Below are 21,586 nucleotides of genomic sequence, written 5' to 3' on the forward strand. Positions count from 1 at the left end.
ACGCAAACAACAACTTTAGGAGTATTCATCATGTCCCTCGCAGCAGGTACCTACGCACTTGACCCAGCCCACACCGTTATCGGATTCGTCGCCAAGCACGCGATGGTCACCAAGGTTCGCGGTAACTTCGCAGACTTCGAAGGCACCATCACCGTGGCCGAGAACATCGCCGATTCCGCTGCTGAGACAATTATCCGCACCGCTTCCATCTCCACCGGCAACGATGACCGCGATGCACACGTAAAGAACGAAGATTTCTTCGCAGTAGAGCAGTACCCGGAGATTACCTTCAAGGCCACCAACCTCAACGTTGATGAGAATGGCAACGGCACCGTCACCGGTGACCTCACTATTAAGGGCACCACCAAGTCCGTCGACCTCGACGTTGAAGACGTTGCTACCGCCGAGGACCCATTTGGCAATACCCGCCTGGGCTTCGAGGCAACCACCAAGATCAACCGCAAGGACTTCGGCATCGACTTCAACGCTCCGCTGAAGACCGGCGGCGTGCTGGTCTCCGAGGAGATCAAGATTGAGCTCGAGGTCTCTGCTATCAAGCAGTAGGCCCGTAGCCCCAGACACACTAGAAGCATTAAGCTTCCCCAAGCCCGCAGCCACCTTCTGGCTGCGGGCTTTTCCTACGTCTTCCGGTCTAGCGGTACAGCCACTCCTTACCCTTGGGAAAAGCCATTCAGCCCCTCAGCACCTCTGGATATCAGCCAATCAACGGGTTTGGCTTCACCTATAAAGGAAACAATTCAAAGTCGCCACAGGAGAATTGCAGGGTGCTGTTGCAAAGTTGGGCGGAGAGCCGAGACGACCCAGTTTCTCATTTCCTGATGGCCGCTGCGTGCCGGCGTTCTCAGGCCGTCTCGAAGACCCGGTTGACGATCACCGCGTCCGGATTGGGGTGCCCATAAGCAAACATCGTGCCCTGACCTTTCCGTAATGAATGCATCGCTTCCATCCCTTTCAACGTCCGGTAGGCGGAAATTCGGTTTTTGAACGCCCCCTTCGGTCCCAGGATTCTTTTAAGTCGGCCATGATCTCCCTCGAGAACGTTGTTCAGGTATTTCACCTGCCGGTACTCCACCGTCTGAGGGCAGATTCCCTCCGCCTTCAGCTCGGATATTGCCTTGGCCAGAGCTGGTGCCTTGTCGGTGTTGATGACCCGCGGGGACCCGGCTGTCGTATTCGATCGCAGCGTCTTGGCCAGGAAACGCTTGGCCGCAGCCACATTCCGTTTTGGTGAGAGGTAGAAGTCTAAGGTCTGGCCACCGGCGGTAATAGCCCGGTAGAGATAGCACCACGTGCCGCCGACCCGGATATAGGTCTCATCCACCCGCCAGGACCGGGCCTGCCAGTCGGGTACCTGCCGGTACCAGCGAGTGTGCTTATCCAGCTCAGGGGCGTATTTCTGCACCCAGCGGTAGATCGTGGTGTGATCGACTGGCACACCCCGCTCGGTCATCATTTCTTCGAGGTCGCGGTAGCTCACGCCGTAGCGGCAGTACCACCGCACCGCCCACAGGATGATGTCACGGGGGAAATGCCGACCGGAGAAGATGCCCATGGCTCTGATTATTTCACGCCGGTCTTTCTACTGCCCCAACTTTGCAACAGCACCGACATACTTCACGCTGGCATCCACATTACTTTGAGACCTCGCACATTCTGTGCGGGTCAGGTTCCTATTAGCAGTCTGGAGTATGTCACTGCCTTCGGCGGCATCACCCCCGGATCATTTTCAGACAGGGACGAAAATAAGCCATACCGAAGCCAGCGACTAGTTCCACTGCCACAAGGCAGAAGGAACGCAGATAAACATAGCCTGCCCCAGCATGGGGCTAGGAGTACGAATCCTGGGCTCCTTCAAGCGGAACTGCCAACAACGTAATGGGATTAGGCTGGGATCTGGCGCGGGTCAGGAGGCGCAGCAGGAGAGTTTGGAGACGTCGGTGGTGAAGGACTGTGCGGCGATTTTGATCCCTTCGGCCATGGTCAGGTATGGGCACCAGAGGTTCGCGACCTGGTCAACGGTCATGCCGGCCTCGAGGATGTAGACTCCGGCGGCGGCCAGGTCACCGGCCTCCTTGCCGACGGCGGTGATCCCCACAATCCGTCCGGTGTCGGCGTCGGCGACGATTTTGATGAAGCCGCGGGTGTCCCGGTTCACCAGTGCCCGGGGAACGTATTCCAGGGGCAGGACCCGGCATTCACACCGGATGCCCGCCTCGTTGGCTTCCTTGTCGGTCATGCCGACCGCGGCCAGTGACGGGCTGGTGAACGTCACGCGGGGCAGGTGCCGGTAGTCGACCTCGCGCCCGGCGTTGTTGAAGGCGTTCTCCACCATCAGGGTTCCGTGGGCGGACGCGACGTAGACGAATTCTCGGTGCCCGGTCACATCCCCTGCGGCCCAGATCCTGGGGTTGGAGCTGGCGAGTGTGCTCTCGACCAGGATCTGGCCGGTGTCGCCGGTCTTGACGCCGACGGCGTCCAGGTTCAGTCCGTCGGTGACGGCGCGTCGGCCGGTGGCTACCAGCAGCTTTGCGGCGCGGAATTCCTCCTGGCCCCCGGCGACCGTGGCGGTGACAAGGACCTCTGCGCCGGCGGGATCTGTGCGGACCGAAGTTACGGCTGCGCGGCGGACCACGCGGATGCCCTCGTCGGCGAAGACGCCCATCAGCGCACGGGAGGCTTCCGGTTCCTCGTGCGAGGCAAGCCTGGAGCGGACCAGCAAGGTCACTTTGGATCCGAGGCGGGCAAAAAGCTGCGCCTGCTCCAGGGCCACGTACCCGCCGCCGAAGACGATCAGGGACTCAGGCACTTCGTTCAGTTCCATGGCGGTGGTCGAGGTCAGGTAGTTGACTTCATCCAGTCCCGGCACCGGGGGTGCCCACGGGGTCGAACCGGTCGCGACCAGATAATGGGCGGCGGTCAGGGAGTCGCGGGTGCCGTCGGGTCCGGTGATTTCCAGGACCGGTTCCTCCGGGGTGCCGGCGAACACCGCGGTGCCCTGGCGCAGGTCCCATCCGTAGTCGGCGGCCAGATCCACGTATTTATCCGAGCGCATTCGCTCGACCAGGGAGCGTTTCCCGTCTATCAGTACACCCATGTCCACCGGGGCGGCGGAAGTGCTGATCCCGGGGAACCTTCCGGTCGCATCCACAGCGACATGCCGGGCTTCAGCGGCGGCCAGCAGGGCTTTGGAGGGAACGCACCCGGTGTTCACACAGGTCCCGCCCACCGTGGAGCGTTCGATCATCACGACCCGATAGCCCAGCTTGGTGGCCCGGATGGCGGCGGCGAAGGCGCCGCCTCCGGAACCGATCACGGCTAAATCAAAATCTGGTGCTGCCTCAGGCATTAGTCCTCCTTGGAGTCTCGAATGAACACCCCGGGGGGCGTTCCTTTTTGCATGCTGTCCCCAGTCTGCACCTTCCCCTGCACGGGAAGGTCAAGAACGGGAGCGAAGAGATCGGTGTTGCTACGGAAGTGTTGTGTCAAGAAATTCCTTCAGGGCATCGGCCTTCATGGGCCGGGAATCGGCCCGGCCCAGGATGTCACCGTCAGGTGCGATGACGACGGTACTGTCTAGGGATGTGACCGCGTACTTTTGGGTGAGTTCCCCGGTCCGGTCGACAACGAAGGGGTATCCGGGTGTGCCGGCCATTTCGCGGAACTGGTCCACTTGGGTTTTTGTGGTCTCCGGCGTCACGTCCACGGCGACGAAGTCTGCCTTATCGGCATATTCCTGTTCCAGTTCCTTCATCGCTTCTGCCTGCGGAACGCAGGTATAGCACCAGCTCGCCATGAAATACAGCACTGTCGGGCGGGTGGAAGGGACGGTGAGGGCCTTGCCGTCCACAGATGTGATCTCGATCCTGTCCACGTTGTTTGCGCCCGCTGGCCCGGCGGCGGGAGCGGTTTCGCTCCCGCGGTTCAACGCAGTGAGGGCCAAGACCAGGATGAGGGCCGCGGCCGCTACGACGGCAGTAATGGTGAAAATCCGCCGGTGGTTTCTGGTCGTTGTCATGGGTTTCCTTTCTGGTTGGTGCGCCCCGGCGCCGTGTCGGGAAGAAGATGTTCCGGGCCGCAGCACGCTTCGGTGCTGTCGCTGCTCTCAGCCCCATCCGTGATTGCGCTGTTGTCCTGTGCCTTGCTTTTACTGCGGCGCCGCAGGGCCAGGGCCGCGGCGGCGAGGACGGCGGCCACCGCGGTGAGGGTGATGATGGGCCAGTTGCCCGAGATGAAACCGGACAGCGCCACGCTGGCTTCGGTGACCGTCCCGCCCATGATCTCCCCGGCCTGCCCGCCGGACAGGGCCGGAACCCAGTAGAGCAACAGGTAGATCCCTGCGAGGATAAGCGCGGCTCCGCCGAGACGATTAACAAACGGCAGGATCCTTCGGACGTGGCGTGCCAGGACGTCCCGCGCTACCGCTGCACCGAGGGACAGAAGGACCAGCACCACCGAGGAGCCCAAGGCGTAGGCGGCGAAGACCGCCAGCAGCCCGGCCAGGCTCCCGGTGGACACAGCCTGGGCGACAACAGCCAGCAGCACGGCCAGGCTGCAAGAGAGCGCAGCCACCGCATAGGCCACCCCGTAGCCAAAGACCGCCCTGAGGCCCGAACTGGTCCCGTCCGTCTTCAGAATCCGGGGCAGGTTCAACCTCGCCCCGGGCAGCTGCCATCCGAACACCATGCCAAGGCCGGCAACCACAATAACCGCTCCGATCAGCGCCGCCGCCCAGGGAAGCGCCGACGCCACCGACCGCAGGCCTACAGCGGCGAGCAGGCCGGCCGTAACAAAGACAGTGGCGAAACCGGCGCTGAGGGCAACCCCGGCCTGAAGACCTGCAAGCAACGGCCGCTTCCGTCCCGCACCCGGGCCTGAACCAATGAAATACGCCAGATAGGTTGGCAGCATCGCAAACCCGCATGGATTCACCGTGGCAAGCATTCCGGTCAGAAAGGCCAGACCCAAAACACCCGTCATCCCTGTGACCCCGCATCCTCAGAAGCACCGGCCCGGGACTGCCCGGACCGCTCCTGCTCCGACGATGAATGAGGTGTTGGAGTAGAACCCGCGGACAGGCTGGCCCCCGGGCGGGAACGGGCGCAACAATCCGTCCCCGGGCTGCCCCGACGCTGCGCCCGCAGGAGCAGGGCCCCCGCGGCAAGGGCTGCGGCGGCAATGAACCAGAGGTTGCCGGCCATTGCGCCGGCCGCGGCGAAAACACCGGCTGCAGCCGTCAGAACGGGTACCCCGCAGCACACCAGCGCCACCATCACAACACCAAGGAAGGACAGCAGAGTGCCTGCCGCAAGCACCAGGCCAGAGCGCTCCCGGCCCTTCACTTTTATTGACATGATCATCCCTTCATATGTCCGGCTCGTGTCCGGAACCCCGACAGGGGACCCCAACACGAAACCGGACGGCCAGTAGTACGTCACACCCCATTATCAACCTTCCACTAAGGGGGAAGGTCAAGCTGGCGACGGGACCTGTTGGTTTGCGGGTGCCGATGCGGAACGTTCCAGTACGATGGAAGGGTCATATGCGATTTTTTGGAACGAGATGAGGACCCGAAATGCGAATCGGTGAAGTTGCTGATGCTGCCGGTATAACAACCAAGACGATCAGGTTCTATGAGGACCGGGGCCTGCTCCCACCGGCTGAGCGCTCGGCCAACGGCTATCGTGACTACGCCCACGACACCCTCAGCCGCCTCGAATTCATTCGCCGCAGCCAAACCGCCGGGCTGACCCTGGCGCAGATCCAGGGCATTCTGCGGATCCGCGATAGCGGTTTGACGCCTTGCACCCACGTACGGGATGTCCTGGGGAAACAGTTGCAGGACCTGGACCGGAAAATCGCGGAGCTCACCGCGCTCCGGGTGACCGTGGCCGAACAATATGCAACCGCCGAGGTGGCCGACCCTCAGCGCTGCGATGCTGAACAAATCTGCAGTTACATCTGAGCCCGCCGCAGGCTAAGGGGCTTCACTGAGCCGGCTCCCGCCGCGGCCAGTGCCGTCCGCAGTTACGCAGCACCCGGCTCCACGGCACGGAAGACCTCCGTGCCCGCGGCGTCCAGGATTACAGCGGTGCTTACCTGGTTTATCCGGTAGGCGGTGATGAGCCGCGTATCGGTATCAGAGGCAAAGGCCAGGGATGACGCCCCATTTCCGGCCAGGAATTCCCTGATTTCATTGGCCGTCTCGTAGGACGCGATGTCCACCGCGACATAGTTCACGGCAGCAGGAGAGCTTCGCTGGACCTTGGCAAGCACCCGGGCTCCCGGCTCGAAGGTCAAGCCCCATGGTGATGCCGTGGCCCGGCGAGTGAGCGAGGTCAGGCCGGTTGGCGGCGGCTTTCGGTGGGAATGATCTGGGGTAGGAACCGGACGTAGAGGATCGTGCTCTGATTCTTATTCTCTCCGAGACGGGTGACACATGTAACAGTTGATTACACCCATCTGTACGCGCTGACCTGCGGCGTTGTGGGTTGTGCCGAGCGTGCTGCCGGAGTCCCTTTCAGTGTCCCTGGGGTAGGAGCGGCCGCATGAAGGTGCGCTCGTACCGCAGGACGCACCCGGACTCGTCTCGAATCCGGTCAGCGGCGATGAAGTCCGGGTGGGTGCCGAACAAGGTGCGGTACTGCTCGTAGGCAGCCAGGCTGGGGAAGCTGAACAGGGATTCCGCACGGTCACTCACACCTTCCGCGGGTAGGTAGTACCCGTGGTGGGTGCCGCCGTGTTCGTCGACATGCCGCATCCAAGCGCGGGCGAACTGTTCAAAGGCCGCGATCTGGTCGGGGTCGATGGTGTAGTGGACGACACAGGTGATCACATCCACAACGCTAGGCCCACAGGCGCTCATTGGGGAGCCTTTGTCTGTGCGCCTCGTGGTGCACCTGGGGCACACCAATCTGCCTGGTTTACCTGCGGAAATGCATCAGTTCGCCAAGTTGGCGCCGAGTTCAACGGTGAGAACTCCGACGGCGATGAGGAGGATGCCGAGGGCCATGGTTCGGGTGAGGGGTTCGTGGAAGATGACCCGGGCGAGGATCGCGGTGAGAGCTACGCCGGATGCTGCCCAGATGCCGTAGGCGACGCCAAGGGCCATGCCGTCGGCCAAGGCGAGACTTAAGGCGACGAACGCCACGAGATACCCCGCGATGACGCCGATGAACCATTTCTTCACCCGGCCACCGTCGGAGGCTCGTAGCGACATGGTCGCGACGACTTCGGACAAGATGGCGCCTGCGAGGAAGATCCATCTCATGAGTTGACTCCTGCTTCCTGGGCTGCGGTTTGCTGAGCTTTCTGGGAGCCGAGTTCGACGGTGAGGACACCGCTGATGATCGCAACCATTCCAAGACCCATCACAGCGGTCAGAGGTTCACCGAAAATCGCGGCGGATAGCACGGCGGCGAGCACGACCCCGCTGGCTCCCCAGATGCCATAGGCGACGCCGATCTGCATTCCTTCGCGCAGGCAGAAGGTGAGGAAGACGAAAGCGCCGATGTATCCGGCAGCAACCACGATGTACCAGGATGGGTGATTGAGCGCCGCCTTGAGAGACAGCGTCGCCGCCACTTCGGTAGTGATGGCGCCAGCGAGCAGGAACCACTGCTTCATGGGGTTGTTCCTTCGATCAGGGAGCGAATGCTGGAGACGACGGCTTCGAGATCCGCGCCGTGGAGGGTGGACACACCTGTGGCCTGGGCGCCCCAGAGTCCGTCGGCGGCGAGTCGGGCGGTGGTCAGCCTGGCTCGGGTGGCGGCGTCGAGATCGTCCGGGAGTTCGAGCCAGCGGCCCATCCGCGTAGTCCACGGTTCGGTGAGTTCGGGCCGGTACGTCGCTTGGCCCCAGATGATGAACTCGGCGCGCTTGGCGGCCCCGTGGGCGGCGACGTGAAGGTAGCTCAGGAGCCGCTCGGTGGCGTTGGCGTTCTCGAGGGGCTTGCCAAGGGTGGCAGTCATGTCGTTCTCGACGTTGGCCGCAGCGTGGTCGACGATCGCGGCGAGCAGTACGTCGCGGTTGCGGAAGTGATATAGCAATCCCGGTTTGGTGAGCCCGGCCTCGTGGGCCACTGCGTCAAGGGTAATGTCGCCACCCTCCGCTGCGTTCATGACGCGGAGGGCAGCTTCCAGGATCTCGGAGCGCTGACTGGTTCGCATATAGCTAACTTTACCATTTGGTAGGTGAAGCCTTCAACTGCGGGCGCTGGTAGGGGCACCTGGGGTACACCCTATTGTTACGCCGGTTTGACGCAGAATGTTTCCTGTAAATAGGGCCGTTCCTAGCATTGTTTTACACGCGTCTAGTGGGGTCTAGGCCTTATGTTTACAGAAAGTGGTGAGTGTGGTGTTATCGCCTGACGGTTTCCATAGGTTGCATCCCTCAGTGTGGTGTAACGCTTGCTGATGGTCACTGGCATTTTGCGCCACATGAAGAGTATGGGACGGGCAAAAACTAATCCAACAGGTTCACAGTGAGGCTCCAATACCCGCTGGGTAATTTGCTGCTAAAAGGCAGCGGGCTTAGGACCCCAACCCCGCACCCTGCGTGACGGCGGTAACTATAGTGCGTAGATATGACCGCACCACAAGACAAGACGCAGCACGAGTTGCTCCAAGAACGCGCGGCGGCGGTGGACCTGCGCGCCTATCACCTCCACCTCGATCTCTCGGAGGTACTCGATAGCCCCACCTACCGCGTGACTACCCGCCTCGAACTCAGCAGCAGCGCACCAGAACTTTTCCTGGATTACCTGGGCGAATCCGTCGCGGAGGTCAAGGTCAATGGCACCCCGCAGGAGGTGGACTTTGATGGCAGCATCATCCGGCTGCACGGCCTGCCGGTAGGGGAGGAGCTCGCCATCGAGGTCACCGGCCACTCGCGCTATTCGCGCACCGGCCAGGGCCTGCACCGCATGCACGATCAAGCCGATGACGCGACCTACCTGTATTCACACCTCGAGCCTTCCGATGCTCGCCGCATCTTCCCCTGCCTAGAACAGCCGGATCTCAAGGCCGTCTTCCACGTGCGCATGACCGCACCGAAAAAGTGGCAGATCCTTTCCAACCAACCGGAAGTCGAACGCAGCGAAGAGGGGGAGCTCGCCACCGTTACTTTTGCGCCGACCCCGCCGCTGTCGACGTACCTGACTTCTTTCGCCGCCGGCCCCTACCAGTACCGAGAGCGCACCTGGACCGCCCCGGATGGCAGCCACTCGGCACAGCTGCGCGCTTTTGCGCGCGCGTCCATGTTTGAGCACCTAGACGAGGAAATCCTAGAACTTACCGCCCAAGGCATGGACTTTTTCCACCAGAACTTTGGCTATCCCTATCCGTGGGGCAAGTACGATTCCATCTTTGTCCCCGAATACAACCTGGGTGCCATGGAAAATCCCGGCCTGGTGACGTTTACGGAGAACTACATTTTCCGCTCCCGCGCCACCCGTGCGCAGCATGCCGGTCGTGCAAATACCATCCTGCACGAGATGTCCCATATGTGGTTCGGCGATCTGGTCACTCCGCAGTGGTGGGATGACCTGTGGCTCAAGGAGTCCTTCGCGGAATTTATGGGCGCGGATTCTTCCGTCCACGGCACCGACTACACCGAAGCCTGGGCCAATTTTGCCGGCGCCCGCAAGAATTGGGCCTACCTGCAGGATCAGCTGCCCACCACGCACCCCATCAAGGCGGAGATCCCGGACGTGGATGCCGCGCGCCAGAACTTCGATGGCATCACCTATGCCAAGGGAGCGGCGGTGCTCAAGCAGCTGGTGCACTACGTCGGCCGCGATAATTTCTACGCCGGTGCGCGCGACTACTTCCAGGAACATGCCTTTGCCGCCGCCACCTTTGATGACCTCCTGCAGGCGCTCAAGAAGCACACGGACCGCGATCTTGATGCCTGGTCCCAAGCTTGGCTGCGCACCTGGGGCCCGGATACCCTCACCCCGGAGTTGCACACCGAGGGCGAGAAGATTGCGGAGCTGGCCATCAGTGCAGACGCCGAGGACGTCACCCGACCGCACCGCCTGACCGCTTCGCTCTTTGATGCGTCCCTGCACAAGTACCGCGAGTTCGACATCGATCTCCCGGCCGGTGATGGCACCACCCGCACCATCATCGATGAGGCTGCCGGCCTTCCGGCCCCGGCATTGCTGCTGCTTAACGACGCCGACCATACCTACGCCAAGATCCGCTTCGACGAGACCTCCCTAGACACAGCGGGCGAGCGCCTGACCGACATCGAGGATGAACTGACCCGCGCGGTAATCTGGACCGCCCTGTGGAACCTCACCCGCGATGGGGAAATGTCGGCGATTGACTATGTGGGGGTCGTCGTCAAGCACGAAGCCTACGAGACCAATACCACGCTGCTGGCTGCTGCCTGCGCCAATGCCAACTTTGCCATTGCGCATTATGTTGCAGACGCCGACCGCGAGCAGGTCCGCACCGACTATGCCGAGGCAATCTGGGGCCACCTGGCCGAGGCCGAACCAGCCTCGGACGCCCAGCTTGTGCTCGCTCGCGCCGCCATCCGCGCACTCGCCGCAACGCCGGAGGAATCAGGCACCGCGCGCCTTAAGGCCCTGCTCTCCGGTGACATTGCCGGCCTTCGCTTGGACCCCGAAATCCGCTGGTCGATCTTGCGCGCCCTCGCGGCCCGCGACGCCGTAACCCCGGCCGAGCTCGAAGAGGAAAAACAGCGCGATAATACGCTGACCGGCGCTACCGAATTCCTCGGCGCCAGCCACGCCTTCCCCACGCCGGAGACCAAGCGCTCCGCGTTCGATAAGGCGCTCACGCCCGGCGCATATTCCAATGCCGAGGTCGACGCACTGGTCGCCGGTTTCAACGCCCCGCGCTCAGCTAGCCTGCAGGAGGCCTTTGCGGAGGAGTTCTTCTCCCGCGTGGAAGACATCTGGGCCGCGCACCCGATTGAGATTGCTAACCGCCTCATCCGCGGCTTCTACCCGGAGTTGCCGATGGCCGATGCCGCCACCACGCGCCTGCTGCACCGAGAGCTGCCAGGAGCGCTGCGCCGCATCCTGCTGGAATGCCGCGATAACCTGCGGCGCACCCTCCGCGTGCGGGCTGGTCAATAAACTGTACAGCCTAGCGCTCGCGCCCTAATTCCCCTCGGGTCACACTGTGTATAACAGTTGTTGATCCGGGGGGAATCTACATATGACGCTGAGCCATGACCGCAGTGACGAAGAACTAGTTGATGCTTTTATTGAGGGGGATAATAAGGCCTTTTCCACCATCGTGGAACGCCACCGCACGCGGCTGACCACGGTGGCGCGCCGCTACACCAGAAACGATCATGACGCCCAAGATGTGGTCCAGGAGGCCTTTCTGCGCGCCAGCTGTAACCTGCATTCCTATCGCCGCGAGTCTGCGCTTTCGACCTGGCTGCACCGGCTGGTGAAAAATTCTGGCTATGACTACTTGAACCACCGCTCTAACAGGGAAAATGCTTCATTAGATGCGGAGGACTTCGACGACGATCGCAACCCGCTGCTCGCGCATAACCCTTCCGAAAACCTAGCGGAGCAGCTGGTGGTGCGAGAAGCCATGCAGCTGCTGCGGGAGGATCAGCGCGAGGCGCTGGTGCTTACCGACGTCGCCGGGTTCCGCGTCGGCGAAGTTGCCACCGCCCAAGGGGTAAAGCCCGGCACTATCAAATCCCGCCGCGCCCGAGCGAGGGAAGTCCTACGCGCCGCCATGGGGTGAGTTTGCTAATACCGACGTTTGCCAGCGTGGCGGGTAGACTCAGGGCGTTACGCGAAACCACACTCTGATTTAAGGGAGTTAGCAATGACCGTCCACGATGTTGCCATCGTAGGTTCCGGCCCTGCCGGTTACACCGCCGCGCTGTACGCGGCACGCGCCGAGCTCAACCCGATTGTCTTCGAGGGCTTCGAGTACGGCGGCGAGCTTATGAATACCACCGAGGTGGAAAACTACCCCGGCTTCCAAAAGGGCATCATGGGCCCAGAGCTCATGGAAGAAATGCGTGCCCAGGCCATCCGCTTCGGTGCGGATCTCCGCATGGAGGTCGTTGACTCCGTTGAGCTGGAAGGCGATATTAAAAAGCTGCACGTCGGTGACGAGCTCTTTGAGGCCCGCACCGTTATCCTCGCCACCGGTGCCGCCCCGCGCCACCTCGGCGTTCCCGGTGAGGAAGAGCTGTCCGGCCGCGGTGTATCCACCTGCGCTACGTGCGATGGCTTCTTCTTCAAGGGCCACAATATTGCCGTTATCGGCGGCGGCGACTCCGCCATGGAGGAGGCTACCTTCCTCACCAAGTTCGCGGACTCTGTCACCATTGTGAACCGCTCCGAGAACTTCCGCGCCTCCAAGATCATGCTGGAGCGCGCCCAGGCCAACGAAAAGATCAAGTGGGAGACCAATAAGGTCGTCGAAGAAGTTATTGAAGCCGAAGGCAAGGTCGGCGGACTCAAGCTCAAGGACGTCACCAACGGCGAGACTTCCACCTTGGATGTCACTGCCATGTTCGTAGCAATTGGCCATGATCCGCGCTCTTCCTTCCTCAATGATCAGGTCAAGCTCAACGACAACGGCTATGTTGTAGTTGAACAACCCACCACTAAGACCTCCCTGCCTGGCGTTTTCGCCTGCGGCGACTTGGTGGATGACCACTACCAGCAGGCAATTACCGCGGCCGGCTCCGGTTGCCGCGCGGCAATTGATGCGGAACATTTCCTCGCAGAAAACCGTTAATTCAGTATGAGCAACGTAAAGAATGTAACCACCGATACGTTCCGTAAGGACGTCATCGAGTCCGATAAGCCCGTCGTCGTTGACTTCTGGGCCGAGTGGTGTGGCCCCTGCAAGAAGCTTTCCCCCATCCTGGAAGAGGTAGCGGAGGAGCTGGAAGGCCAGGTCACCATCGCCAAGGTCAACGTCGATGAAGAGCGCAACCTAGGCGCCATGTTCCAGATCATGTCCATCCCAAATGTGCTGATTTTCAACCACGGCGAGAAGGTAGACGAATTTGTAGGTCTGCGTTCTAAAGATGACATCGTGGCGCAAGTGAAAAAGCAGCTTTAACTGTTAATCTAATTCCTATTAGATTAAGCGTGTAGAAATTCTGGAATGCGGCCCTAACTAAAGCGGGCTGTGAAAGGGGTATAAGGCGTGAACCGCGTTCTTCGAGTCGGCGATACAAGCGTGCGTGTAGCTGAGGCTCGCGCTACCTTGGCCCGTCTCGGCCTCTTGTCAGATTTCAAGGGGGAACTTTCGGCTTGGAAGAAGCAGAAGTACTCCGAGAGCGACAAGAGCTTTGATGCCAATTTGTCTGAAGCCCTCAAGGCCTTCCAGCAATCCCGCGGTATCGTGCCCACGGGCGAGATCGACGATCTCACCCTGCGCGAACTGCGCCAAGCCTCGTACACGCTCGGCAGCCGCGTACTTAGCTACGAGCCTGCGAATGAGCTGGTGGGTGACGATATCTCGCAGCTCCAGCAACAACTGCAGGAGCTCGGCTTCTACCAGCAGCGTGTAGACGGCCACTTCGGTACCAATACCCACGCGGCACTGAAGGAATATCAGCACAACTGCGGCCTGCAGGAGGATGGTGTGTGCGGCCCCGCCACCATCCGCGCCCTTGGGCTGCTTGGCCGCCGCATCACCGGCGGTTCCGCGCACAATATCCAAGAGCGTGAGCGCGTCCGCAACGCCGGACCAAAACTCGCGGGCAAGCGCGTTGTCATCGATCCCGCCTTGAGCGGCGGCGACGCCGGCCAGCTGGTCAAGGGTCGCTTCGGTGATATTTCCGAGCAAGAAATCCTGTGGGACCTCACCCAGCGCATCGAGGGGCGCATGATTGCCGCAGGCATGGAAACCATCATCTCCCGTCCTCGCACCTCCGATGCGGACGTCAAGTCCCGCGCCGAGCTGGCCAATGCCTTCGATGCGGACATGGTCATTTCCCTAGCCTGCGATTCCTACCCCAATGAGAAGGCCAATGGTGTTGCCACCTTCTACTTCGGTTCCGAATCCGGCAACTCCTCACTCATTGGTGAGACCCTCTCCGGGTTCATCCAGCGCGAGATTGTCGCGCGCACTGAACTGCTGGACTGCGGCAACCACGGCCGCACCTGGGACCTGCTGCGCTTGACGCAGATGCCGGTCATCCAGATCGTTCTGGGCTACCTGACCAACCCAGAGGACATAAAGATCCTCACCAACCCGTCCCGCCGCGATGACATTGCGGAGGCGATCGTGATTGCCGTAAAGCGCATGTACCTCATGGAGCAGGACACCGCCGTAACCGGCGCCTATAAGTTCTCCGAGCTGCTCCAGGCCGAACAGTCCTAGGCCTCGAATCTAGGCCAAAGCGCGGGCTAGGAGATCTTCGGCGGCTGCCGCACTGAGCGTATCGTGCTGGGGCGGCAATTCGAGCCGCAAGCGGGGGAGAACTGGGTGATCCGCGGCCACCTCAAAGCCGGCGGAGCGCAAAGTGTCATAAGACATCAGCCCAATATAGGCCGGTTTGTGGCCCAAGAAATCCGCCGCTGCCGCAGGATCGCCGTAATAGCCAAAGGCCTCCACGGCGGTGCTGCCGCGGTTGGTAAGGTGCATAATGGCGGCGTCGACAAGCACTGCTTCAATGCCACGCCCCATTAAATGTGCTTTGACGAAGAGCGAGGTAATGATCTCCGCATCGTCTGAAATGGGGGCGGTGGGAAGCTTGGCGGCGCCGGCAGCATCCTCGCGGGAGCAAAAGAGAATGGTGGCGTCCTCGCCCACGGTAAAGCCGCACTGCCCAAAAGACAGCAGGGTAGTAGCCAGCCACGCCTCTTTTTCAAAGGCGGGATCGAGCACGGAGGCCTCCAGCTCCCAAAAGGTACTGCGCGCGGCCTGGCGGTGAATGCGCGCCTTCGCGTACCGGCTCGAGGATCATCGCCCCAGTTTAGTGCTGGCCCTCGATGAGCGTCATGATGCGCTCGAAATCTTCTTGGTCACCGAATTCCACGACCATCTTGCCCTTGCGCTTGCCCATGGTCACGGTGACCTTGGTATCGAAGCGATCGGACAGGCGCTCGGCGGAATCGGTAAAGTACTGCGGCTGCGGTGCCGGCTGCTTCTTCTTGGATTCTGCCGGCTTACCATCGCGCTTGTAGAGGGTGACTGCTTCCTCGGTGGCGCGTACGGACAGGCCCTCCGCGATGATGCGGTTGGCAATGTATTCCATGGCCTCGGTGTCATCCAAGGACAAAAGCGCACGCGCGTGGCCGGCAGATAAGGTACCAGCAGCTACGCGCTTTTGTACCTCTACCGGCAGCTTGAGCAGGCGCAGCATATTGGTCACCTGCGGGCGCGAACGGCCAATGCGATCCGCCAGCTCGTTCTGGGTAACGCCGAATTCTTCCAGCAGCTGCTGGTAGGCGTGTGCCTCTTCCAAGGGATTGAGCTGTACGCGGTGGATGTTCTCCAGCAAAGCATCGCGCAGCAGGTTGTCATCCTTGGTATCGCGCACGATGGCCGGAATCGTGGCCAGGCCCGCCTTGGAGGAAGCGCGCCAACGGCGCTCACCCATGATGAGCTCAAAGCCGCCTTCCTCGGAAGGACGGACGACCACGGGCTGCAGCAGGCCAAACTCGCGGATCGAGTGGACGAGCTCACCGAGTTCATCCTCGTCGAAGACCGTGCGCGGCTGCTTCGGGTTGGGGATGATATCCCCAATGGAAATCTCACGGTAGGTCGCACCGATAGGAGCCGGGGTGGCCTGGCGCTTCTTGGAGGACTTAGAGCCAGAACCCTGCTGAATGGTGGGAGCGCCCTTTACGCGCTTGCCTTCACCACCCTTCCGGCCCGGCTGCGGGGTGGAATTTCCCAAGATGATATCCGCGGCGGAATCGCCCAAGCGCGGCTTGCGGGTAGGAGCATCAGGCCCGGACGGGATGAGTGCGGCTAGGCCCTTGCCAAGGCCGCCTTGCTTCTGTTCTGCCATGAGTTCCTATCCTTCCAATTCCGCGTAAATCTGTGGGCTCACGCCAATCGCCCCGGTGGTCGGGTGCGGGCGGTAATCGCCCCGCCGGTCAAGCTCGCGCGCGGCCGCAAGGTAGGCGCGGGCACCGGTGGACGAGGGAGCGTAATCAATAACCGTAGTACCGTACCCCGGTGCCTCGGAAACGCGCACGGAGCGCGGGATAACATTGGCCAGCACCACGGCTCCGAACTGTTCGCGGACGTTATCGGCCACGTCCTCGGCCAAGCGCGTGCGGGCGTCATACATGGTCAACAGCACGGCGGAAATATGCAGATCCTCGTTGAGGTGCTCGCGAATCATGGAGATATTGCCCAGCAGCTGGCCCACGCCCTCCAGGGCGTAATACTCGCATTGAATCGGGATGATGACCTCCTCAGCGCAGGTCATCGCGTTAATGGTGAGCAAACCCAGCGATGGCGGGCAATCAATGAAGACATATTCGAAGCCATGCTCTTCAAGGAAGCCATTATGCAGGGCGTCATAGAGCCGAAATTCGCGACGCACCAAGGAGACCATTTCAATCTCTGCGCCAGCCAGATCAATGGTGGCGGGGATGCAGAAGAGGTTCTCGTTGTGCGAGGAAGCCTGCATGGCCTTCTCGGCGGTGCAGTCCCCAAGGAGCACCTCATAGCTGGAATCGGTGCCGGAATTATGTTCCGCGCCCATGGCCGTGGAGGCGTTTCCCTGCGGGTCAAGATCGATCACCAGCACTTTTTTGCCCTCTGTGGCTAGCGCTGCGGCCAAGTTGGCGGCGGAGGTGGTTTTGCCTACGCCGCCTTTCTGGTTAGCAATGGTGATAAGGCGCGGATTAGTCATGCCGTCTACTTTAGTTCACGCGCGGGACACGAATGATCGTGGTTCCCTCGATGGTGCTGACCTCGGCCTTTCCACCGCCGGCCTTCTTAATGTCGGCGGCATCGCGTTCCAGTTCCTCGTGTACCGAAGAACCCTTCAGCGCGATCATCTCGCCACCCTTGCGCACGAGCGGCAGCGACCATTTCGCCAGCTTGCCCAGCGGTGCGACGGCGCGGGAGGTGACCACGTCTGCTCCCGCCACGGCCTTTTTAATCGGGCCTTCCTCGGCACGGCCGCGCAGCACCGTCACGTTGTCTAGGCCCAGCTCTTCTACGACCTCGTTGAGGTAGTTATAGCGCTTGAGCAGCGGCTCGATCAGGGTGATCTGCAGGTCCGGGCGCGCGATGGCCAGCGGAATGCCGGGCAGCCCAGCACCCGAGCCGACGTCGATAACCGTGGCGCCCTCCGGGATTGCCTGCTTGACGACGGCGCAGTTAATAATGTGCCTGTCCCACAGGCGTGGCACCTCGCGGGGGCCTATAAAACCACGAGTGGACCCGTCTGTAGCGAGCGAATCATGGTAAGCCTGCGCGAGGGGCAAGCGGGAGCCGAATACTACTGACGGGTCCATCTCGGACACGATGGGGTTCTCCTCCGTGTTTATTTGTTTTTGCGCTGTTTCTTGGTGCGGTTGTCCTTCTTGCGGGCACCCGGCTTAGGCGCGGAAGTGCGCTTGGCCTCTACCTTAGCGGCTTCCTCTTCTTCTTCCTCGCGGTCCATCTTGGCATAGACGATGCGGGTTTGGAAGAAGGTCCAGACCGTATTGGCCATCATGTAGAACAGCAAGCCAATCGGCCAGATGAAGCCGGAGAAGACCAGCATGGCCGGCATGACCCACAGCATCATCTTGGACATCATGGCCATTTGCTGCTGCATCATTTCCGCATTTTGCCCCTGCGGCGCTTGGGTCTTGCCAGCAGCACGGCGCTTTTCCTGGCGGTTCAGGCTCATGCGGGCGTTGAAGTGCGTCATAACCGCAATGACGGCGATCATCGGAACGATGATGACGGCTGCCTGGGTAGTGGTTACGCCCTCCACAATCGGCGAGTTCAAGCGCAGGTTGGTCACCAGCGGAACATCAAAGATCTTGGCATCCAAGAACTGCTGGACCAGGTCCGGCTTAAAGATGTAGTTCGCGGTGTTGGCGTTATCCTCAACGGACATAGGGTCACCACTGGGATGTCCAATGCCACCGGCTACCGCAACGGTGCGGTCGAAGGACCGCAGCACGTGGAACAAACCAACGAACATTGGAATCTGCACGAAGACCGGCAGGCAGCCGGCCATCGGGCGAACGCCGGACTCCTTGTAGACCTTCTGCATTTCCTGCGCGGCCTTGGTTTGGTCATTGCCGTACTTCGCGCGGATTTCCTGCACCTTAGGCTGGATTTCCTGCATCTTGCGCGAGGAACGAATCTGGCTGATGGTCGGCTTGACCATTAGTGCCTTTAGCGTCCAGGTCAGCAGCACAATGGCCAGAATCCAGGTAATGCCCCAGGTAGGGTCCATTACGAGGGACAGCAGCCAGTGCCAGAACCACAAAACGGCCGAAATTGGCCAGTAAATGATATTAAGCACGAGTGTTTAATCCTCAATTGTTGTTGGTACCCGGGACCGGATCGAATCCGCCCGGATGCCAGGGGCCGCATTTGCAGACCCTGGCTATTGCCATCGCCGTACCCTTGATTGCGCCGTGTTGAGAAAGCGCCTCTAGGGCATAAGCACTGCATGTCGGCTCGAACCGACAGGTCGATACCATCTTAAGGCCAGAGACATGTTTTTGGTAGAAACGAACCACTTTGACCATTGGTTTGGCCAATCCTCTGGCTGGGGGAATTTCCTCCCCGCGGGAATTTAGATATCCCATTGCTTGCGCAGTGCTTTGGCAAGATCTTTTTCTAATTGCTCACTGCTAGCAGTGGCGCTGGCGGGCAAAGCACGGATGACAACGTCCACGCTGGCGGGCAGCTTGGGAATGAATGTCATGCACACATGGCGAAGCCGCCGGGAGGTGCGGTGGCGAACCACTGCATTCCCGACGGCTTTAGAAACAATCAGCCCAAATCGCGGCCCAGTGGCGGCGATATCGGCTGTCTTGTCCGTACCTGCGTTGTCGCGCGCATGCACGACGACCGTACGAGTGCCCGCCCGGCGACTGCCCTTCATCGTGCGCCGAAATTGCGTCGGCGACGTGAGCTTGTGCTGGGCTGGAAGCATAACTTATGCAGTCAGCTTTGCGCGGCCCTTCTTGCGACGAGCTGCAACAATGGCGCGACCTGCACGGGTGCTCATGCGGGTGCGGAAGCCGTGCTTGCGAGCACGACGACGGTTGTTCGGCTGGAACGTGCGCTTACCCTTTGCCACGTTAATTCTCCTTGAAGTTGTGCGTAGGCACACCACCGCAGTGCAGCGGCACGCCCACTGATGAATAGATTCCATGAACCTGACGCATCACAGTCTCTCCGGTGCACGGCTAGCCGACGGGCCCAGCCAGTGCGAGGTGACGCTGTCACTTTCACGCGCAACTCTTTGTTGCAATAGACCATGCCAGATTACGTGATTTCTGCCGCTGGAAACAAATCGACACCCGGGTACACCCGAAATTACATAAATGTTTTTTCCTGCAGCTAGAGGGCCAGATTCTGCGCTCTTACTGCACCTAATCCATCACGCAGTAAGACCCACCCCAACCCACACCCGGGTGGTGAATTTTTCTCGCTAGACACACCCGCCGTTTCGGCGGTAGAACAGAAGAATCAAATTCCACAGCCCAACCGGTCATGTGGATAACTCTAAATCAACGCTTGAGACTTTTGTAGTTTCCGCAGCGTAAGGCCATAAACTGGCCAATGAAGAGTTATCCACAGTCATGAACTAAGCTGTGAATAACTATTTCATCCACACCTGTGGATAACTCTGTGGAGATCGAGGTGACTCGATAAAAACCGATGTGAAAACCACAGTGGAATCCGCGGTGAAAATTGTTATTCAATGTCCACCCGTCCCCGACTAAATTCCACAAAGGTAGCCTGTTGTGACTGACCCACAAGCGAACCTGCATGCCGTTTGGCGCGCGGTCGTTGATGACCTGCTCGCACAATCCGAGCAACCCAATTCCGAGGTCCCTAGTTTTTCGCACTCGCAGCGCCTTTACCTCCAACTGGTTCGTCCCATCATGATGGTCGAGGGCTACACCCTCGTCGCCGCCGAGAACCTGGATGCCAAAAATGTGGTCGAAAATGAGTTGGGCGAGCACATTGCCAAGGCACTAACCCGCCACCTGGGCCGGCCGTGTTCCTTTGCGGTTACCCTTGCCACCCCGCAAGAGCCACAGCCGCCGGCTGCGGACCCTGCACAACAGGCAACTCCCCCTCAACAACAGCAGCCTCCTCAAGCGCAACCGCCGCAGAACACGGAATCTACCCAGAATTACATTCCGCGCCCGCAGCAAACGGATGCCGCTGCACAGCAGGCCCCTTCCCAGAACAATTGGCAGTCGAGTCACGCCCCTGCAAGCCTGGATGAGCTGGCCCAGCACTATAACCAACAGCAGGCAGAATCCGCGGGAAATTTCTCCGGTGCCGCCACCAATTCCGCCCGCATCCCGCGTGAGGCCCCGGCGCACGATCCCAACCGTGAGACTTCCCTCAATCCGAAGCACACCTTCGATAGCTTCGTGATCGGTTCTTCGAATCGTTTTGCCAATGGCGCCGCCGTGGCTGTGGCCGAGAATCCCGCCCGTGCGTACAACCCACTATTTATCTGGGGTGGCTCTGGTCTGGGTAAAACGCACCTTTTGCATGCCGCCGGCAATTACGCCCAGGTACTGCATCCGGGTCTACGCGTGAAGTATGTGTCCTCGGAAGAATTCACGAATGACTATATTAATTCCCTGCGCGATGACCGTCAGGAATCTTTCAAGCGGCGCTACCGCAATCTCGACATTCTGATGGTCGATGACATCCAGTTCTTGGAGGGCAAGGAATCCACCCAGGAAGAGTTCTTCCATACTTTCAATGCGCTGCACCAAGCCAATAAGCAGATCATTTTGTCTTCGGACCGCCCACCGAAGCAGCTAACCACGCTGGAAGATCGCCTCCGCACCCGCTTTGAAGGCGGTCTTATCACCGATATTCAGCCGCCAGATCTAGAAACGCGTATCGCGATTTTGATGAAGAAAGCGGCCAATGACGGCACCGAAGTGGATCGCTCCGTGCTTGAGCTCATTGCCTCGCGTTTTGAATCATCTATTCGTGAGCTCGAGGGCGCACTCATCCGCGTTTCGGCCTATTCTTCCTTGGTGAATGAGCCGATCAACGTGGAGATGGCAGAAATCGCGTTGCGCGATTTGGCCCCGGATTCCGCTGACCGGCAAATCACCGCTACCTCGATCATGGAGGTCACGGCAGAATTCTTCGATATTGATGTAGAAACTCTGCGCGGTGCTGGCAAAAAGCGTGCGGTGGCGCATGCGCGCCAGTTGGCTATGTATCTGTGCCGCGAACTGACCGAGCTATCCCTTCCCAAGATTGGTGAACAGTTCGGCGGCAAGGACCACACCACCGTCATTTATGCGGATCGCAAGATCCGCAAAGAGATGACTGAAAAGCGCAATACCTACGACGAGATCCAGGCGCTTACCCAGCGCATCAAGAATCGCGGTCGCGCCTAAATCTCTCCACCACTG

Annotated in this window: 26 protein-coding genes; 8 read left to right on the forward strand and 18 right to left on the reverse strand. The window is 60.4% G+C overall.

The genetic code is table 11. The features are described from left to right. Positions 1 to 30 precede the first annotated feature (30 nt). Entirely contained in the window at positions 31 to 564 is a 534-nt protein-coding gene (locus QP965_RS07175; protein WP_284769085.1) for a YceI family protein, read from the forward strand. A gap of 298 nt (positions 565 to 862) precedes the next feature. Here the strand turns inward: QP965_RS07175 and QP965_RS07180 are convergent, their stop codons facing one another. The 5 genes from QP965_RS07180 to merT form a co-directional block, all read right to left on the reverse strand. Then, complete coding sequence (locus QP965_RS07180; RefSeq protein ID WP_284769086.1) at positions 863 to 1,573, reverse strand: IS6 family transposase; 711 nt, start codon at positions 1,571 to 1,573, stop codon at positions 863 to 865. A gap of 351 nt (positions 1,574 to 1,924) precedes the next feature. After that, entirely contained in the window at positions 1,925 to 3,367 is a 1,443-nt protein-coding gene (gene merA, locus QP965_RS07185; RefSeq protein ID WP_049151230.1) for a mercury(II) reductase, read from the reverse strand. A 120-nt stretch (positions 3,368 to 3,487) separates the two neighbouring features. Continuing rightward, positions 3,488 to 4,036, reverse strand: coding sequence for a TlpA family protein disulfide reductase (locus QP965_RS07190; protein ID WP_014316113.1), 549 nt, complete (start codon positions 4,034 to 4,036; stop codon positions 3,488 to 3,490). Continuing rightward, on the reverse strand, positions 4,033 to 4,998 hold the full coding sequence (locus QP965_RS07195; protein WP_284769087.1) for a cytochrome c biogenesis CcdA family protein: 966 nt from the start codon (positions 4,996 to 4,998) through the stop codon (positions 4,033 to 4,035). The genes QP965_RS07190 and QP965_RS07195 overlap by 4 nt, the downstream gene beginning before the upstream one ends. Continuing rightward, complete coding sequence (gene merT, locus QP965_RS07200; protein WP_284769088.1) at positions 4,995 to 5,372, reverse strand: mercuric ion transporter MerT; 378 nt, start codon at positions 5,370 to 5,372, stop codon at positions 4,995 to 4,997. Before merT ends, QP965_RS07195 begins: the two co-directional genes overlap by 4 nt. A 227-nt stretch (positions 5,373 to 5,599) precedes the next feature. On the opposite strand from merT, the gene QP965_RS07205 reads away from it, so the two are divergent. After that, the gene (locus tag QP965_RS07205) at positions 5,600 to 5,983 is read left to right on the forward strand and encodes a heavy metal-responsive transcriptional regulator (protein WP_419127241.1); all 384 of its coding nucleotides are present in this window, start codon (positions 5,600 to 5,602) and stop codon (positions 5,981 to 5,983) included. A 62-nt stretch (positions 5,984 to 6,045) separates the two neighbouring features. On the opposite strand, the gene QP965_RS07210 is transcribed toward QP965_RS07205, so the two are convergent. From QP965_RS07210 to QP965_RS07230, 5 genes are all read right to left on the reverse strand, one after another. Then, positions 6,046 to 6,258, reverse strand: coding sequence for an alkyl hydroperoxide reductase (locus QP965_RS07210; RefSeq protein WP_284767241.1), 213 nt, complete (start codon positions 6,256 to 6,258; stop codon positions 6,046 to 6,048). 280 nt (positions 6,259 to 6,538) lie between these two features. Further along, on the reverse strand, positions 6,539 to 6,853 hold the full coding sequence (locus QP965_RS07215; protein WP_230208643.1) for an NIPSNAP family protein: 315 nt from the start codon (positions 6,851 to 6,853) through the stop codon (positions 6,539 to 6,541). A gap of 105 nt (positions 6,854 to 6,958) precedes the next feature. Continuing rightward, entirely contained in the window at positions 6,959 to 7,288 is a 330-nt protein-coding gene (locus QP965_RS07220; protein ID WP_003849969.1) for a DMT family transporter, read from the reverse strand. Further along, positions 7,285 to 7,644 carry a DMT family transporter gene (locus tag QP965_RS07225; RefSeq protein WP_003849971.1) on the reverse strand — a complete coding sequence of 120 codons (360 nt, stop codon included), beginning with the start codon at positions 7,642 to 7,644 and terminating at the stop codon, positions 7,285 to 7,287. Before QP965_RS07225 ends, QP965_RS07220 begins: the two co-directional genes overlap by 4 nt. Next, a complete protein-coding gene (locus QP965_RS07230) occupies positions 7,641 to 8,186 on the reverse strand; it encodes a TetR/AcrR family transcriptional regulator (RefSeq protein ID WP_284767240.1) in 546 nt (181 codons plus the stop codon). The genes QP965_RS07225 and QP965_RS07230 overlap by 4 nt, the downstream gene beginning before the upstream one ends. 416 nt (positions 8,187 to 8,602) lie before the next feature. Here QP965_RS07230 and pepN point away from each other — a divergent pair, with 416 nt between their 5' ends. From pepN to QP965_RS07255, 5 genes are all read left to right on the forward strand, one after another. After that, complete coding sequence (gene pepN, locus QP965_RS07235) at positions 8,603 to 11,128, forward strand: aminopeptidase N (protein ID WP_284844507.1); 2,526 nt, start codon at positions 8,603 to 8,605, stop codon at positions 11,126 to 11,128. Positions 11,129 to 11,210: 82 nt separating this feature from the next. Next, positions 11,211 to 11,759 carry an RNA polymerase sigma factor gene (locus tag QP965_RS07240; RefSeq protein WP_005326023.1) on the forward strand — a complete coding sequence of 183 codons (549 nt, stop codon included), beginning with the start codon at positions 11,211 to 11,213 and terminating at the stop codon, positions 11,757 to 11,759. Positions 11,760 to 11,843: 84 nt separating this feature from the next. Then, positions 11,844 to 12,770, forward strand: coding sequence for a thioredoxin-disulfide reductase (gene trxB / locus QP965_RS07245; protein WP_284769092.1), 927 nt, complete (start codon positions 11,844 to 11,846; stop codon positions 12,768 to 12,770). Between the two features lie 6 nt (positions 12,771 to 12,776). Continuing rightward, positions 12,777 to 13,100: a thioredoxin gene (trxA, locus tag QP965_RS07250; RefSeq protein WP_284769093.1), complete on the forward strand. Its 324-nt coding sequence runs from the start codon at positions 12,777 to 12,779 to the stop codon at positions 13,098 to 13,100. A gap of 87 nt (positions 13,101 to 13,187) precedes the next feature. Further along, a complete protein-coding gene (locus QP965_RS07255; protein WP_284844506.1) occupies positions 13,188 to 14,369 on the forward strand; it encodes an N-acetylmuramoyl-L-alanine amidase in 1,182 nt (393 codons plus the stop codon). A 9-nt stretch (positions 14,370 to 14,378) separates the two neighbouring features. Here the strand turns inward: QP965_RS07255 and QP965_RS07260 are convergent, their stop codons facing one another. The 8 genes from QP965_RS07260 to rpmH form a co-directional block, all read right to left on the reverse strand. Next, complete coding sequence (locus QP965_RS07260; protein WP_284844505.1) at positions 14,379 to 14,876, reverse strand: 2-methylaconitate cis-trans isomerase PrpF family protein; 498 nt, start codon at positions 14,874 to 14,876, stop codon at positions 14,379 to 14,381. An 88-nt stretch (positions 14,877 to 14,964) separates the two neighbouring features. Beyond that, positions 14,965 to 16,005 carry a ParB/RepB/Spo0J family partition protein gene (locus tag QP965_RS07265; RefSeq protein WP_250411830.1) on the reverse strand — a complete coding sequence of 347 codons (1,041 nt, stop codon included), beginning with the start codon at positions 16,003 to 16,005 and terminating at the stop codon, positions 14,965 to 14,967. A 6-nt stretch (positions 16,006 to 16,011) separates the two neighbouring features. Continuing rightward, entirely contained in the window at positions 16,012 to 16,860 is an 849-nt protein-coding gene (locus QP965_RS07270; protein ID WP_284844504.1) for a ParA family protein, read from the reverse strand. A gap of 10 nt (positions 16,861 to 16,870) precedes the next feature. Beyond that, positions 16,871 to 17,470 (reverse strand): 16S rRNA (guanine(527)-N(7))-methyltransferase RsmG, encoded by a 600-nt coding sequence (gene rsmG, locus QP965_RS07275; protein ID WP_040425466.1) that lies wholly within the window; start codon positions 17,468 to 17,470, stop codon positions 16,871 to 16,873. Positions 17,471 to 17,499: 29 nt separating this feature from the next. After that, a complete protein-coding gene (yidC, locus tag QP965_RS07280) occupies positions 17,500 to 18,477 on the reverse strand; it encodes a membrane protein insertase YidC (protein ID WP_239279041.1) in 978 nt (325 codons plus the stop codon). A gap of 13 nt (positions 18,478 to 18,490) precedes the next feature. Next, the gene (yidD, locus tag QP965_RS07285) at positions 18,491 to 18,706 is read right to left on the reverse strand and encodes a membrane protein insertion efficiency factor YidD (RefSeq protein ID WP_005326014.1); all 216 of its coding nucleotides are present in this window, start codon (positions 18,704 to 18,706) and stop codon (positions 18,491 to 18,493) included. Between the two features lie 47 nt (positions 18,707 to 18,753). After that, a complete protein-coding gene (gene rnpA / locus QP965_RS07290) occupies positions 18,754 to 19,116 on the reverse strand; it encodes a ribonuclease P protein component (RefSeq protein WP_284844503.1) in 363 nt (120 codons plus the stop codon). Between the two features lie 3 nt (positions 19,117 to 19,119). After that, positions 19,120 to 19,263 carry a 50S ribosomal protein L34 gene (gene rpmH / locus QP965_RS07295; RefSeq protein WP_003847033.1) on the reverse strand — a complete coding sequence of 48 codons (144 nt, stop codon included), beginning with the start codon at positions 19,261 to 19,263 and terminating at the stop codon, positions 19,120 to 19,122. Between the two features lie 670 nt (positions 19,264 to 19,933). Here rpmH and dnaA point away from each other — a divergent pair. Further along, a complete protein-coding gene (gene dnaA / locus QP965_RS07300) occupies positions 19,934 to 21,571 on the forward strand; it encodes a chromosomal replication initiator protein DnaA (RefSeq protein ID WP_005325995.1) in 1,638 nt (545 codons plus the stop codon). Positions 21,572 to 21,586 lie beyond the last annotated feature (15 nt).

It is taken from the genome of Corynebacterium sp. MSK074, assembly GCF_030229735.1.
Taxonomy (GTDB): domain Bacteria; phylum Actinomycetota; class Actinomycetes; order Mycobacteriales; family Mycobacteriaceae; genus Corynebacterium.